The 14,844-nt window shown below is 74.5% G+C and carries 10 protein-coding genes; 8 read left to right on the top strand and 2 right to left on the bottom strand.

Features of this window, described 5'->3' with window-relative positions; translation table 11 throughout:
- Positions 1-75: 75 nt before the first annotated feature.
- From ABZ721_RS24410 to hflX, 3 genes are all read left to right on the top strand, one after another.
- Positions 76-2,253, top strand: coding sequence for an HD domain-containing protein (locus ABZ721_RS24410; protein WP_358790806.1), 2,178 nt, complete (start codon positions 76-78; stop codon positions 2,251-2,253).
- A gap of 193 nt (positions 2,254-2,446) precedes the next feature.
- On the top strand, positions 2,447-3,919 hold the full coding sequence (locus tag ABZ721_RS24405; protein ID WP_358790805.1) for a M1 family metallopeptidase: 1,473 nt from the start codon (positions 2,447-2,449) through the stop codon (positions 3,917-3,919).
- An 80-nt stretch (positions 3,920-3,999) separates the two neighbouring features.
- On the top strand, positions 4,000-5,505 hold the full coding sequence (gene hflX, locus ABZ721_RS24400) for a GTPase HflX (RefSeq protein WP_358790804.1): 1,506 nt from the start codon (positions 4,000-4,002) through the stop codon (positions 5,503-5,505).
- A gap of 84 nt (positions 5,506-5,589) precedes the next feature.
- Here the strand turns inward: hflX and ABZ721_RS24395 are convergent, their stop codons facing one another.
- Positions 5,590-6,750, bottom strand: coding sequence for a hypothetical protein (locus ABZ721_RS24395; protein ID WP_358790803.1), 1,161 nt, complete (start codon positions 6,748-6,750; stop codon positions 5,590-5,592).
- Positions 6,751-6,949: 199 nt separating this feature from the next.
- On the opposite strand from ABZ721_RS24395, the gene ABZ721_RS24390 reads away from it, so the two are divergent.
- The 5 genes from ABZ721_RS24390 to ABZ721_RS24370 all read left to right on the top strand — a co-directional run bounded on the left by ABZ721_RS24390 (position 6,950) and on the right by ABZ721_RS24370 (position 13,547).
- On the top strand, positions 6,950-8,398 hold the full coding sequence (locus tag ABZ721_RS24390) for a diaminobutyrate--2-oxoglutarate transaminase family protein (protein ID WP_358790844.1): 1,449 nt from the start codon (positions 6,950-6,952) through the stop codon (positions 8,396-8,398).
- A 75-nt stretch (positions 8,399-8,473) separates the two neighbouring features.
- The gene (locus ABZ721_RS24385) at positions 8,474-10,330 is read left to right on the top strand and encodes an IucA/IucC family protein (RefSeq protein ID WP_358790802.1); all 1,857 of its coding nucleotides are present in this window, start codon (positions 8,474-8,476) and stop codon (positions 10,328-10,330) included.
- A 27-nt stretch (positions 10,331-10,357) separates the two neighbouring features.
- Complete coding sequence (locus ABZ721_RS24380; protein ID WP_358790801.1) at positions 10,358-11,050, top strand: GNAT family N-acetyltransferase; 693 nt, start codon at positions 10,358-10,360, stop codon at positions 11,048-11,050.
- A gap of 158 nt (positions 11,051-11,208) precedes the next feature.
- Positions 11,209-12,963 carry an IucA/IucC family siderophore biosynthesis protein gene (locus tag ABZ721_RS24375; RefSeq protein WP_358790843.1) on the top strand — a complete coding sequence of 585 codons (1,755 nt, stop codon included), beginning with the start codon at positions 11,209-11,211 and terminating at the stop codon, positions 12,961-12,963.
- Between the two features lie 80 nt (positions 12,964-13,043).
- Positions 13,044-13,547, top strand: coding sequence for an FHA domain-containing protein (locus ABZ721_RS24370; protein ID WP_358790800.1), 504 nt, complete (start codon positions 13,044-13,046; stop codon positions 13,545-13,547).
- Here ABZ721_RS24370 and ABZ721_RS24365 read toward each other — a convergent pair.
- Positions 13,525-14,802, bottom strand: a complete 1,278-nt coding sequence (locus ABZ721_RS24365) for a protein kinase (protein ID WP_358790799.1) — start codon at positions 14,800-14,802, stop codon at positions 13,525-13,527. The two genes, ABZ721_RS24370 and ABZ721_RS24365, sit on opposite strands and share 23 nt — an antisense overlap.
- Positions 14,803-14,844: the final 42 nt, after the last annotated feature.

Here is a 14,844-nt window from a genome sequence, read left to right as displayed (position 1 = left end):
AGCATCAAGCACCGGCGCGGCCCCCACTCTCCGTGGAGAGCGCCCGCCGCCGGGTGACGCTGCCGGAGGTGCCCGATGAGCGCGGACAACGCAGTGGATGCCGCCCCCGCCCCCGACGACGAGGGCCGCAGGCGCGGACTGCGCCGCATCGACCTGCGCAGGCTCGGCCGGGCGGCACTGCTCGGACCGGGCGGCCGGGAGTGGGGCCTGCCCGCCGGCGGCCGCGGCCAACGGGTGCCGGGCGCCATCGAGCACCTCGCCAAGGTGCACCGGCTGCGCCATCCCGGGGTCGGCGCGGCCGGCATCGAGACGCTGCGCCGCGCGTACCTGCTCGCCGAGTCCTCGCACCGCGGCCAGATGCGCAAGAGCGGCGAGCCGTACATCACGCATCCGCTCGCCGTAACGCTGATCCTGGCCGAACTGGGCGCCGAGACAACGACCCTGACGGCGTCTCTGCTGCACGACACCGTCGAGGACACCGAGGTGACGCTCGATCAGGTGCGGGAGGAGTTCGGCGAGGAGGTCTGCTACCTCGTCGACGGCGTCACCAAGCTCGAACGCGTCGACTACGGCGCCGCCGCCGAGCCCGAGACCTTCCGCAAGATGCTCGTCGCCACCGGCAGCGACGTCCGCGTCATGTCGATCAAACTCGCCGACCGGCTGCACAACATGCGCACCCTCGGGGTGATGCGCCCCGAGAAGCAGGCGCGGATCGCCAAGGTCACCCGGGACGTGCTCATCCCGCTCGCCGAACGGCTGGGCGTGCAGGCCCTCAAGAGCGAGCTGGAGGACCTGGTCTTCGCCATCCTCCACCCCGAGGAGCACGCCCGCACTCGCGCGATGATCCTCGCCAACGCCGCCCGCCCGGACCCGCTGGCGGCCGTCGCCGACGCCGTGCGGACCGTGTTGCGCGAGGCCGGGATCGCCGCCGAGGTCGCCATCCGGCCCCGGCACGCCGTGTCCGTGCACCGCGTGCTGCTCAAGCGCGGCGCGGACGAACTCGGCGGCTGCGAGTTCGGGCGGCTGCTGGTGCTCGTCGCGGAGGACGCCGACTGCTACGCCGTCCTCGGTGAGCTGCACACCTGCTTCATCCCGGTGATCGCGGAGTTCAAGGACTTCATCGCCGCCCCCAAGTTCAACCTGTACCAGTCGCTGCACACCGCCGTCGCCGACGAGGAGGGCCGGATCGCCGAGGTGCTGGTCCGCACCCGGCGGATGCACCGGGTCGCCGAGGCCGGGGTCGTCGCGCTGGGCAATCCGCACACCCTTGCCGAGCCCCCGCAGGCCGCCGACGGCGAGCGGGTCGACCCGACGCAGCCGGGCTGGCTGTCGCGGCTGCTGGAATGGCAGCGCGACGCCCCCGACCCGGACACGTTCTGGACCGCGCTGCGCGCCGACCTCGCCCAGGACCGCGAGGTCACCGTCTTCTCCACGCGCGGCGGGGACACCACCGGCACCATCCGGCTGCCCGCCGGGGCCAGCTGCGTGGACGCCGCCTACGCGCTGCACGGCGAGGCCGGCCACTCCTGCGTCGGCGCCCGCGTCAACGGCCGCCTCGCCCCGCTGCGCAGCAAGCTGCGGGACGGCGACATCGTGCAGATCCTGCTGGACGAGTCCGGCGCGTCGGGGCCGTCCGCCGACTGGCTGGAGCACGTGCGCACCCCCGCGGCCCGCATCGCCGTCACCCGCTGGCTGGAGCTCCACCCGGTGCCGCCCGCCGACGAGGAGCCCGCCGCCCGCGCGGAGCGGCCCGCGTACAGCGCGGACACCGCGGCCGACGAGGAACCGGTCGCCGTCACCGACCTGGCGGGCGCCGCCGTCCGCCTGGCGCGCTGCTGTACGCCGGTGCCGCCCGACGAGGTCACCGGCTTCGTCATCCGCGGCGGCACGGTCGCCGTGCACCGCGAGGAGTGCCCGACGGCGTTCCGGATGACCGGCGCCGGCCGGGAGCCGGTCCCCGTCCGGTGGCGGGGCGGCCGTCCTGCGGGAGCCGGGTTCCGCGCCACGCTGCTCGCCGAGGCGCTCGGCAGGCCGCGGCTGCTCGCGGACCTCACCGAGGCCATCGCGGGCGAGGGCGTGGGCATCGTCTCCGCCTCCGTGGAGCCCCCGCAGGAGCACCGGGTGCGCCACACGTACACCGTCGAGCTGCCCGACGCCGAGGCGCTGCCGGGGCTGATGCGCGCCATGCGGTCGGTGCCCGGCGTGTACGACGTCTACCGGGCCCAGCGCGTGGTCGCCGCCGCGCGGCGGTGACGGCCGGGCGCCAACGCTCCCAGTCACCCTGAACGGTCCCCTCCGGTCCCTTCCGGTCCCTTCCGGTCCCTTCCGGTCCTTTCCGATCGGGTCCGGTCGGGGTCCGGACAGGCGGCGGGGCCGATCGCAGCCGATCGGGTGGGCCGCTGCGCGTCGCGCACTGCGGGGCGCCGCCCCCTGATAGCGGTAGCGCATGATCCCCATCACGCGGCGCAGCGGCGCCGTGCTCGCGGCGGTCGCCGCCGTACTGACCCTGACCGCGGCGGACCTGCCCGGCGACCCCGCCGCAACGGCGTCGGGGCTCGGCGACCGGCTCTACCCCGACCTCGGCAACCCCGGCTACGACGTGGCCGCCTACGACCTCTCCTTCGACTACCGCGGCAACGACCGGCCGCTGGACGCCGTCACCCGCATCACGGCCCGCGCGCTGCGGCCGCTGACCGGGTTCCACCTGGACTTCGCCGCGGGCACGGTCTCGTCGGTCCAGGTCAACGGGCGACCGGCGGCCTACGAGCGGGAGCGCGAGGAGCTGGTCGTCACCCCCGAGGAGCCGGTTCCCGGCGGCGGCGAGCTGCTGATCACCGTCGTCCACACCAGCGACCCGCGCACGCCGGACAGCGGCTGGGTGCGGACCGCCGACGGGCTGGCGATGGCCAACCAGGCCGACGCGGCGCACCGCGTCTTCCCCTGCAACGACCACCCCTCGGACAAGGCCGCCTTCACCTTCCGCGTCACGGCCCCCGAGGACCTCACGGTGGTGACCAACGGCGTCCCGGACGCCGCCCCGGCGCCCGCGCCCGCGTCGGCGCTCACCTGGACGTACCGGCCCGCGAACCCGATGGCCACCGAGCTGGCCCAGGTCTCCGTCGGCCGCTCCACCGTACTGCGCAGGACCGGCCCGCACGGGCTGGCGCTGCGCGACGTGGTCGGGGCCGCCGACCGCGACCGGCTGGAGGCCCGGCTCGCGATGACGCCCGGGCAGATCGCGTGGATGGAGGAGCAGGTCGGCCCCTACCCCTTCGAGACGTACGGGATCCTCAGCGCCGACACCACCACCGGCTTCGAGCTGGAGACGCAGACCCTCTCGCTCTTCGAGCGCCGCGTCCTGCTCGCCCCCGAGGCGGTCGCCGCCCCGCTGATGGTCCACGAGCTGGCCCACCAGTGGTTCGGCGACAGCGTCACCCCCGCCGCCTGGTCGGACCTCTGGCTCAACGAGGGGCACGCCACCTGGTACCAGGCGCTGTACGCGGCGCAGAAGTACGGCGTCGGCCTCGACGAGCAGCTCCGCGCCGCCTACGAGGGCGACACCCGGGTCCGGCAGGCGGACGGACCGCCCGCCGCGCCCAAGCCGCCCCGGCCGGGCAAGCTCGGGATCTTCCGGAACAACGTCTACGCCGGCGGGGGGCTGGTCCTGTACGCGCTGCGCCAGGAGATCGGCGCCTCCGCCTTCCAGCGGCTGGAAAGGGCCTGGGTGGGCCTGCACCGGGACGGGAACGCCTCGACGGCCGACTTCACCGCCCTGGCCTCCGCGGTCGCCGGACGGGACCTGAGCGGCTTCCTGGAGGCCTGGCTGTACGGGGCCGCCACCCCGCCGATGCCCGGTCACCCCGACTGGGTGGCCGGCTCCGCGGGGCACCGCACACCGATGGCGCCGAAACCCGCGTGACCAGCGGCGGCGGGCGTGCGACCATCGTAGGGACGGACAACACGCCCGTCGCCTTCCCAGCCGTTCGACCAAAGGATCCAATGACCTCCTCTTCCTCCTCTTCAAACGACCGCCAGCGCCTCCCCGAGAGCCTTCGGGCCGACGCCCTGATGGAAGAGGACGTCGCCTGGAGCCACGAGATCGACGAAGAGCGGGACGGTGCTCAGCTCGAACGCTCCGAGCGCGCCTCGCTGCGCCGCGTCGTGGGTCTGTCCACCGAGCTGGAGGACGTCACCGAGGTCGAGTACCGGCAGCTCCGCCTGGAGCGCGTCGTACTCGTCGGTGTCTGGACCTCCGGGACCGTGGACGACGCGGAGAACTCCCTCGCGGAGCTCGCCGCCCTCGCCGAGACCGCGGGCGCCCTGGTGCTCGACGGCGTGATCCAGCGCCGCGACAAGCCGGACCCGGCCACGTACATCGGCTCGGGCAAGGCACAGGAGCTGCGCGACATCGTGCACGAGACGGGCGCCGACACCGTCGTCTGCGACGGTGAGCTCAGCCCCGGCCAGCTCATCCACCTCGAGGACGTCGTCAAGGTCAAGGTGGTCGACCGCACCGCCCTGATCCTCGACATCTTCGCCCAGCACGCCAAGTCCCGTGAGGGCAAGGCCCAGGTCTCGCTCGCGCAGATGCAGTACATGCTGCCGCGCCTGCGCGGCTGGGGTGCCTCGCTCTCCCGCCAGATGGGCGGCGGCGGGTCCAGCGGCGGCGGGGCCGGCGGTGGCGGCGGCATGGCCACCCGCGGTCCCGGTGAGACCAAGATCGAGACCGACCGGCGCCGCATCCGCGAGAAGATGGCCAAGATGCGCCGGGAGATCGCGGAGATGAAGACCGGCCGCGACCTCAAGCGGCAGGAGCGCAAGCGCAACAAGGTGCCGTCCGTCGCGATCGCCGGATACACCAACGCGGGCAAGTCCTCGCTGCTCAACCGCCTCACCGGCGCGGGCGTGCTGGTGGAGAACACGCTGTTCGCCACCCTGGACCCGACCGTGCGCCGGGCCGAGACGCCGGGCGGCCGGCTGTACACGCTGACCGACACCGTCGGGTTCGTGCGGCACCTGCCGCACCACCTCGTCGAGGCGTTCCGCTCCACCATGGAGGAGGTCGCGGAAGCGGACCTCATCCTGCACGTGGTGGACGGCTCGCACCCGGTCCCGGAGGAGCAGCTCGCCGCCGTGCGGGAGGTCTTCCGCGAGGTCGAGGCGCTCAAGGTGCGCGAGATCGTCGTGATCAACAAGGCGGACCTGGCCGACCCCCTCGTGCTGCAGCGCATGCTGCGCAACGAGAAGCACGCCATCGCGGTGTCCGCCCGCACCGGCCAGGGCATCGACGAGCTGCTCGCGCTGCTCGACGAGGAACTGCCGCGGCCCGAGGTCGAGATCGACGTCCTCGTGCCGTACAGCCAGGGCGCGCTGATCGCCCGGGCGCACGCCGACGGCGAGGTGCTCTCCGAGGAGCACACCGGCGAGGGCACGCTGCTCAAGGCCCGGGTGCACGAGGACCTGGCCGCCGAGTTCGAGCCGTTCGCGCTCGTCGCCAAGCACTGACCGGTCCGCCGGAGCACGCACGGAAGGGCCCGCCCCCGACGGGGGCGGGCCCTTCCGTGCGTCAGCTGCCTGCGTGAGCGCCGTCTACTGGAACTGCTTGCTCACCTTGTCGTACACGGCCTTCGCCTCGGCGCCCAGGTGCGGGCCCGCCAGCCAGGTCGCCGTGACCGGGCCGATCGAGGTGTTGCTGACCAGCGCCACCTCACCGTTCGGCTGCTTGGCGTACCAGCCGCCGCCGGACGAACCGCCCGTCATCGTGCAGCCGAGCCGGTACTCGGTCGGCTGGTCGGCGAAGATCGACAGCCGGCCGGGCTTGCCCGTGCAGTTGAACAGCCGCTGGCCGTCGAAGGGCGGCGCGGCCGGGTACCCCCAGGCGCCGATGCTGCCCACCTTCGCCGCGGTCGGGGCGTTGAACCAGACCGGCAGCGCGGACCCGACCTTCTCCTCCAGCGACTTGGTGCCGCTCGCCTTGTCCGGGGCCACGTGCAGCACCGCGAAGTCGTACGGGGAGCCCTTGCCGCCGGTCTCCGCACCGGTCGCGATCCACTGGTCGGAGGTGGCGGCGCCGTCGGCCCAGAACACGCCGAGCGGTGCGAGCTGGTCGCGCTTGGCGCCCTTCAGCTGCGCCGCGGTCTTCCCGCCGTCGTTGTAGGACGGGACGAAGATGACGTTGCGGTACCAGCCGCCCGCGCCACCCGCGTGCACGCAGTGACCCGCGGTCCACACCAGGTTGGACTTGCCCGGGTGGGCGGGGTCCTTCACCACCGTGCCGGAGCAGACCATCGAGCCCTTGGGGCCGTCGAAGAAGATCTTCCCGTCGCCCGGCCCGTTCTCGTGGTACGGCGCCTCGACGGCCTTGGCCTTGTTGACGGCGGGCACCGGGTCGGTCTTGCCCTTGTCGGCCGCGACGTCGTCGGGCACCTTCTTGTCGTTCTGCTCCGCGCCCTTCATCCGGTCGTCGTCCCACAGACCGTCGATGACCGGGTTGACGAACTCGGAGGCCTTGCGCAGCCACTGGTTCTTGTCCCAGTTCTTCCAGGCCCCGTCGCGGTACGCCTTCTTCCACTTCTCGAGGTCCCCGAGACTGGTGGGCAGGGCGGACGGGAGCTTCGCGCCGCCCGTGCTCGGGACCGAGGCGCTCGGCTGGGGATCCGCCTTGTCGTCGGACGGCCCGCAGGCGGTCGCCGAGACCGCGAGCAGGGCCGCGACCGCGGCGGCGGCCAGTGGCCGGCTTATGGATGGCATGGGTCGTGTCCCCCTGGTTGTGTAGCGGCGTTCGTGCCCCCGCGAGGGGGCGGTTCCCACTATGCCGTTGCTGTGGGGGACGGCGCCCGGCGGGTCCGCGGTTCCGCGCGAAAGATCTTCCGGCCGACCGTGATCGGACCAGCGGCCCGTCGTTAGTGCGGACAGGGGACGTCGACCGGAGGAGTGAGCAGTGGCCGCCATCTCGAGCGTGCCGGGCCAACTGGCGGCCTCGGCGGACGACTTCGCGGCGGGGGAGGGGATCCTGCGGCGGCAGTCGCTGCGCGAGTCCGCGGCCCGCACCTACGCCCGTTCGCTGCCGGTCGTCCCGGTCAGGGCGCGGGGGATGACGGTCGAGGGCGCCGACGGCCGCCGCTATCTGGACTGCCTGTCCGGCGCGGGGACCCTGGCGCTCGGGCACAACCACCCGGTCGTCCTGGAGGCGATCCGCGCGGTCCTGGACTCCGGGGCCCCGCTGCACGTCCTCGACCTGGCCACACCGGTCAAGGACGCCTTCACCACCGCCCTGTTCGAGACGCTGCCGCCCGAACTGGCCGCCCACGGGCGGGTGCAGTTCTGCGGACCGGCCGGCACGGACGCGGTCGAGGCGGCCATCAAGCTGGTGCGCCACGCCACCGGCAACAGCGGCCTGCTGGCCTTCACCGGCGCCTACCACGGCATGACCGCGGCCGCGCTGGCCGCGACCGGGGACACCGCGGCGCGCGCCACGGTCGGCGAGGCCGACGCGCGGGTGACCCGGCTCCCGTACCCGTACGACTACCGCTGCCCGTTCGGCACCGGCGGCGACCGCGGGGCGGAGCTGTCCGCCCGGTGGACGGCCAGCCTGCTGGACGACCCCAAGGGCGGGGTCCAGCCGCCCGCCGGGATGCTGCTCGAAGTGGTGCAGGGCGAGGGCGGGGTGATCCCCGCGCCCGAGGCGTGGCTGCTGCGGATGCGCGAGATCACCGCCCGGCGCGGGATCCCGCTGATCGTCGACGAGGTGCAGACGGGCGTCGGGCGCACCGGCACCTTCTGGGCCGTCGAGCGGAGCGGGATCGTGCCCGACGTGATGGTGCTCTCGAAGGCGATCGGCGGCAGCCTCCCGCTTGCCGTCATCGTCTACCGCGAGGAGCTGGACACCTGGGCACCCGGCGCCCACGCGGGCACCTTCCGGGGCAACCAGCTCGCCATGGCGGCGGGCACCGCCACCCTGCGGTACGTCCGGGAGAACGAGCTGGAGACGCGGGCCGGCGCGCTGGGCGGCCGGATGACGGCCCGGCTGCGCGGACTGGCCGCGCACCATCCGTGCGTCGGCGACGTGCGCGGCCGGGGCCTGATGATCGGCCTCGAACTCGTCGACACCGAGGCCGAACCCGACGAGTACGGGTCGCTGCCCGCCGCTCCGCAGCTCGCGGTGGCCGTGCGGCGGGAGGCGCTGCGACGCGGCCTGATCGTCGAACTCGGCGGCCGGCACAGCAGCGTCGTCCGGCTGCTCCCGCCGCTCACCATCACCGACGAGCAGGCCGAGGCGGTGCTCGACCGGCTCGCGGACGCCGTCGCGGCCGCCGAGCGGAGCGTGCGCGGGACGCACGGCGCTTTCGGGACACACGGTGTGTCCACCGGCGCCCCAGAGGTGGAGGATCGCGTATGACGAACTCCTCGGGCCACGACTGATGCACCCCCAGACCTCCGGGCCGACGGGCCCACCGACCCACGGAGTACCGGCATGACCGCAGGCCCCGGCACGAACGCCGATCCCGGCACGACCGCAGATCCCGGCGCCGGCCCGGGCGCGGCCGCCCCGACCCACGTGCCCCCGCAGACGCGGCGGACCCTGCCGTCACCGGCCGGGCCCGACCCCCTGGAGGCGTCCGACGCCTACGCGGCGGCCGACGCGGCGACGGTCGAGGGGCTGCTGCGCTGCTGGGTGCGCGAGAACGCGCTCACCGAGCCCCGGGACGGGGTGCTGCGGGTGCCGCTGCCCGCCAGCGGCACCGGCTTCGACGTGCGCGTCCGGCACTGGTCGGCGACCGGGCACCACCGGTTCGAGCACGCCCGGCTCGCCCCCGGCGGCCAGGCGCCGCTGACCGCCGTCTGCCTGGCGGCGCTGCTGGCCCGCGAGGCGGGCACGGACGCGGCCGGGGGCGCCGATCTGATCGGCCGGGTCGCGGACTCGGCGCGCCGCACGGCCCGGTTCATCAGCGACCGGCGGGAGCGTCCCGGGGCGCCCGCCACCACGGACCCGTTCCTCGAAGCCGAGCAGTCGCTCATCCTGGGCCACTCCCTGCACCCCACGCCCAAGGGCAGGGAAGGGCTCTCCGAGGCGGAGTCCCGCGCCTTCTCGCCCGAGCTGCGCGGCTCCTTCCCGCTCCACTGGTTCGCCGTCGACCGCGCCCTGATCGCGTCCGACTCCGCCTGGACCGTCCGGGGCCGCACGGTTCCCGCCGACCGGCTCCTCGCCGACCTCGCGGGCCCCGGCCTGGACCTCGCGGACGGCGAGGCCGTGCTGCCGCTGCACCCCTGGCAGGCCCGCGAGGTGCGGCACCGGCCCGAGGTGCGGGGGCTGCTCGCGACGGGACGGCTGCGCGACCTCGGCCCCCTCGGCGGCCCCTGGCACCCGACCTCGTCCGTCCGCACGGTGTACCGCTCGGGCGCCCCCGCCATGCTCAAGCTCTCGGTGGCGCTGCGCATCACCAACTCCCGCCGCGAGAACCTCCGCAAGGAACTGCGGCGCGGCACCGAGGTCCACCGGCTGCTGCGCAGCGGCCTCGCCGGGCAGTGGAGCGCCGCGCACCCCGGCTTCGACATCGTCCGCGACCCGGCGTGGCTTGCGGTGAACGCGCCCGACGGCGAGCCGCTGCAGGGCCTGGACGTGGTGCTGCGGCACAACCCGTTCGGCCCCGGCGACCAGGCCCACTGCGTGGCCGGCCTCACGTCGCCGCGCCCCTGGCCCGGCCTGCCGGCGACCGCGCTGCGCTCGCGGCTGGCCGACCTCGTCGGCCGCCTCGCGGCCCGTACCGGCCGGCCGCCCGCGGCCGTGGCCGCCGAATGGTTCCTGCGCTACCTGGACACCGTCGTCCGCCCCATCCTGTGGCTCGACGGGGAGGCGGGGGTCGCCCTGGAGGCGCACCAGCAGAACACCCTCGTGCTGCTGGACGCGGACGGCTGGCCGTGCGGCGGCCGCTACCGGGACAACCAGGGGTACTACTTCCGGGAGTCGCACCGGGCCGCGCTGGAACGGCGGCTGCCCGGGATCGGCGCGCGGAGCGATACCTTCGTGCCGGACGCCATCGCCGACGAGCGCCTCGCCTACTACCTCGGCATCAACAACGTCCTCGGCCTGATCGGCGCGTTCGGCTCGCAGGAGCTGGCCGGCGAGCACCTGCTGCTCGCCGCCTTCCGCCGGTTCCTCGGCCAGGAGGCGGCCACCGGCCGCTCACGACTGCCCGAGCAGTTGCTCGGGGCCGCGACACTGCGCTGCAAAGCGAACCTGCTGACCCGGCTGCACGGTATGGATGAACTCGTCGGCCCCGTCGACACCCAGTCCGTCTACGTGACGATCCGCAATCCGCTGGCCGCCTGAGCGGTCCGACCAGGAGAGGAGGGAGCCGTGCTGCCGCCCGCCGACTCCACCACCGAGGACACCCTGGACCTGCCCCTGTCCGACGAAGTCCTCGCCCTCCTCAACGCGCCGGATCCGGCGCGCGGCGCCGGGGCCCCGGACACGGACGGCGGCCTGCTCGGCGGGGTCGCGGAGTGGGGGCCGATGGCCACCCGGGCGGGCACCTTCCAGCTCGTGCCCGTGGCCGTCGCCCGCGACCTGTCCATGATCAGCGGCTGGATGAACGACCCGGCGGTCGCCGAGTTCTGGGAGCTCGCCGGGGAGCCGGGCGTCACCGAGCGGCACCTGCGCGGCCAGCTCGACGGCGACGGGCGCAGCGTCCCCTGCCTCGGCGTCCTGGACGGCGCCCCCATGAGCTACTGGGAGCTGTACCGGGCCGACCTCGACCCCGTCGCCCGCTACTACCCCTCCCGCCCCCACGACACGGGGGTCCACCTGCTGATCGGGACCGTCGACAACCGGGCGCGCGGACTGGGCGGCACGCTGCTGCGAGCCGTCGCGGACCTCGTCCTGGACCGCCGCCCGGCGTGCGGACGGGTGATCGCGGAACCCGACCTGCGCAACACCCCCTCCGTCGCCGCGTTCCTCGCCGCGGGGTACCGGTTCTCGGCCGAGGTGGAGCTGCCCGGCAAGCGGGCGGCCCTGATGATGCGCGACCGCGCCGTACGCCACCACCTCTGACCTCCAGCCCTTTCGCCCCCGTCCGACCGTCCGACCGTCCGCCCCCGACCCCCTGGCCCTCCAACCGTCCGCCGTCGCGCCGCCCCAGCAGAGGAGCACCGACCTTGCCCATCCGACCCCCGCTCCGAGGCACCGGCTGGCAGCGCGCCGGCCGCCGCATGCTGGCCAAGATGCTGGCCGAGTACGCGTACGAAGCCGTCATCACCCCCGAGCCGGACCCCGACCCCGACGCCGACCACGCCGCCACGGCCGCCGCCGACAGCGGCGTCGGGGACGGCTCGGCGCCCTACCGGCTGCCGCTGCGCGACGACGTCGTCTACCGGTTCCGCGCCCGCCGCGGCGCCTACGGCAGCTGGTACGTCGACCCCGCCTCCATCACGCCGACCGGCGACCCCCTGCACTTCCTCACCCACGCGCACGACACCGTGCTGCACCTGTCCGGTGACACCACGGGGCACCTGATCCGCGAACTCCTGGCGACCCTGACGGCCGACGTCCGGCTGGACGCCACGGCCCTCACCGCCGCCGAGCTCGCCGCGCTCGACTACGCCGACCTCGAAGGCCACCAGACCGGCCACCCCTGGCTCGTCGCCAACAAGGGCCGGCTCGGCTTCTCGGCCGCCGACGCCGCCCGGTGGGCCCCCGAGGCCCGCCGGCACCACCGCCTCCCCTGGATCGCCGTCCACCGCGACCTCGCCCGGTACCGGGGTGTCGCCGCCCTCGCCACCCCCGACCGGCTCTACGCCGGGGAACTGCCCCCCGACGTCCGCGCCGCCTTCGCCCGCACCATCACCGACCAGGGCCGCGACCCGGCCGACTACCTCCTCTTACCCGTCCACCCCTGGCAGTGGGAGGAGACGATCGCGCCCCTGTTCGCCGCCCATCTCGCCGACGGTTCCATCCTGCACCTCGGCACCGACAACGACCTGCGGCTGCCCCAGCAGTCGATCCGCACGTTCCTCAACACCAGCCGCCCGGACCGCCGTACGGTCAAGCTGCCGCTGTCCGTCCTCAACACCCTCGTCTGGCGCGGGCTGCCCACCGAGCGCACCCTGGCCGCGCCCGCGGTCACCGCCTGGGTGCACGCGGTGCGGGACGCCGATCCGTTCCTGCGCGACGAGACCCGGGTGATCCTGCTGGGCGAGGTCGCCTCGATCACCGTCGAGCACCCGCAGTACGACCGGATCCCCGGCGTGCCCTACCAGTACCGCGAACTCCTCGGCTGCATCTGGCGCGAGCCGCTCACCGGCCGCCTCGTCCCCGGCGAGCGGGCCCGTACGCTCGCGGCGCTGCTGCACACCGACCGCGTCGGGCGCTCCTTCACCGCCGAACTCGTCGAGCGCTCCGGTCTGGCCCCGCACGTCTGGCTGCGGCACCTGTTCGCGAGCCTGCTGCCCCCGCTGCTGCACTTCCTGTACCAGTACGGGACGGTCTTCTCCCCGCACGGCGAGAACGCCATCGTCGTCTTCGACGAGCACGACGTCCCCGTCCGGCTCGCCGTCAAGGACTTCGTCGACGACATCAACGTCTCCGCGGAGCCGCTGCCGGAGCACGACACGATGCCCGCGGACGTCCGGGCCGTGCTGCTCACCGAACCTCCGTCCTTCCTGACCCAGTTCATCCACTCCGGGCTCTTCATCGGGGTGTTCCGCTACCTCGCGCCGTTGTGCGAGGAGCAGTTGGGCGTCCCCGAGGGCGACTTCTGGGCGCTGGTGCGCGAGGGCGTCCTGCGCCACCAGGACCGCTTCCCCGAGCTGAAGGAGCGTTTCGCGACCTTCGACCTGCTCACCCCGCGGATCGACCGGCTGTGCCTCAACCGCAACCGGCTGCACCTCGACGGGTACCGCGACCGCCCCGACCGCCCGCACGCCGCCGTCCACGGCACCGTCCGCAACCCCCTGAGCGGGCCCTGACACCCCCTGCGCACTCCGTGCCCGGTGACGGGTGGGGATACCGTGTCGGGACACCACGGGAGCGGGAGGCGGGGGACGCGATGCACGACGGTGACGACGAGGGCGCCGGCCGGGCGTGCCCGGAGTGCGGCCTCGCGGGCGCGGTCACCGGCCAGCTCGTCTGCCGGGGCTGCTACGTGCCGTTCGCCCTGATGACGGCGGCGTCGAGGGCCGTCCCGTCGACGGTGACGGTACCCGCGCCGGTGCCGGTGCCGGGCATCACCCGGCGTGACGCGCCCGGCCGGGCGCTGCGGCTGGTCTTCGCCGACGGCGCGGCGGTCGTCGAGCCGGGCGGCCGGATCCGGCTCGGCCGGGATCCGCAGCAGTGCCCGGCGGTGCGCTTCCTCGCCGGCCGCGACAACCTGTCCCGGCTGCACGCCAGCGTCGCCGTCGACCCCGACGGCTCCGGCTGGATCACCGACGAGGGCTCGACCAACGGCACCTTCGTGCGCGGCGCCCGGATCCCCGCGGGCGAGCGGGTGGCCCTGCACCCGGGAGACGCGCTGCGGCTGGCGGCCGACGTCAGCGCGCGGGTGGAGTCCTGACCGCCGCGTAGGACGCCACGCAGCGCGCCAGCGGGTGGTCGGGACCGAGCGCCGCCTCGGTACGCGCCGACAGGTCCGTCAGCCGGCGGACGATCGTGGCCGCGCCGTTGAACCCCTCCAGGACCCGCGCCCGGCCGAACAGCGCGGCGAACGCGGCCGGCTCGTCCTCCCCGCCGGACCTGCTGAGCTGCTGGTAAAGGTTCCAGTAGCAGCGGTCGGCGTCGCCGAACCGGCCCGCGACGAGCAGCCGTTCGGCCTCCTCCAGCCGTGACCAGGCGCTGTCCCGCGGCCCGCGGTCCAGCATGGTCGGCGTCCGCGGCACGGCCCGCTGCCCGGCCCGCGCGGGCTCCGTGGACCCGGACCCGCGGGGTTCCTGGGGCCTCACGGGCCGCGTGGGCGGCAGCGCCGCGCGCAGCCGCTCCGCGGTCTCCGCGGCGCCGGCCGGCCGGTCCGCCGGGTTCTTGGCGAGCAGCGCGTGCACCACCTCGGCGAGCGCGGCGGGGACCTCGGGGCGGCGGACGGCCAGCGGTGCCGGCTCCTCGTGCACGTGCAGGTAGGCGTAGCCGACGGTGTTCCCCGCGGAGAACGGCGGCGCCGCCGTCAGCAGCGCGTAGAGCACGCACCCCAGCGAGTACAGGTCCGACCGGCCGGTCACCTCGCCCCCCAGCGCCTGCTCGGGGGCGAAGTACGGCGGGGAGCCCAGCATGGACATCGGCTCGGTGTACCGGGTGACGTTCCCGTCCCGCTCCGCGACCAGCCCGAAGTCGCAGATCTTGACGATGCCCCGGGGCAGCAGCATCAGGTTCTCCGGCTTGATGTCCCGGTGGACCAGCCCCTGGCCGTGCGCGTGCTCCAGCCCCGCGCAGATCTGGATGCCGTACGCCACCACGTCGGCGACCGGCAGGGCGCCCCGCTCCGACAGGACCTGCCGCAGGTCTTTGCCGCGCAGCAGCTCCATCACGATGAACGGCGCACCGGCGTGCTCGCCCGCGTCATGGACGGCGGCCACGTTCGGATGGCTGAGCCGGGCCGCGGCCGTCGCCTCCCGGCGGAACCTGCCCTGCCGCGCCGACCGCTCGCCGTCCGCCCACTCGGGGCGCAGCGTCAGCACCTTGACCGCGACCTGCCGGCCGAGCGCCTGGTCGCACGCCGAGTACACCTGCCCGAAGCCGCCGCCACCGAGCGCGACCTCCAGCCGGTACCGGCCGTTGAGCACGGTCCCGACGCCGATATCCCCGGCCAACTCGAACGACATGCGCCAGAAGTTAGCACCGGGCACCGGATTGCGTACGGCGAA

It is taken from the genome of Streptomyces sp. NPDC006733 (genome assembly GCF_040636125.1).
Taxonomy (GTDB): Bacteria; Actinomycetota; Actinomycetes; order Streptomycetales; family Streptomycetaceae; genus Actinacidiphila.
This window is presented reverse-complemented; position numbering and strand designations above follow the sequence as displayed.

Coding starts and splice junctions, on each gene's coding strand:
- hflX (WP_358790804.1), top strand. CDS start 4,000: ATGACCTCCTCTTCCTCCTCTTCAAACGACCGCCAGCGCCTCCCCGAG.
- ABZ721_RS24375 (WP_358790843.1), top strand. CDS start 11,209: ATGCTGGCCAAGATGCTGGCCGAGTACGCGTACGAAGCCGTCATCACC.
- ABZ721_RS24405 (WP_358790805.1), top strand. CDS start 2,447: ATGATCCCCATCACGCGGCGCAGCGGCGCCGTGCTCGCGGCGGTCGCC.
- ABZ721_RS24410 (WP_358790806.1), top strand. CDS start 76: ATGAGCGCGGACAACGCAGTGGATGCCGCCCCCGCCCCCGACGACGAG.
- ABZ721_RS24395 (WP_358790803.1), bottom strand. CDS start 6,750: ATGCCATCCATAAGCCGGCCACTGGCCGCCGCCGCGGTCGCGGCCCTG.
- ABZ721_RS24365 (WP_358790799.1), bottom strand. CDS start 14,802: ATGTCGTTCGAGTTGGCCGGGGATATCGGCGTCGGGACCGTGCTCAAC.
- ABZ721_RS24385 (WP_358790802.1), top strand. CDS start 8,474: ATGACCGCAGGCCCCGGCACGAACGCCGATCCCGGCACGACCGCAGAT.
- ABZ721_RS24370 (WP_358790800.1), top strand. CDS start 13,044: ATGCACGACGGTGACGACGAGGGCGCCGGCCGGGCGTGCCCGGAGTGC.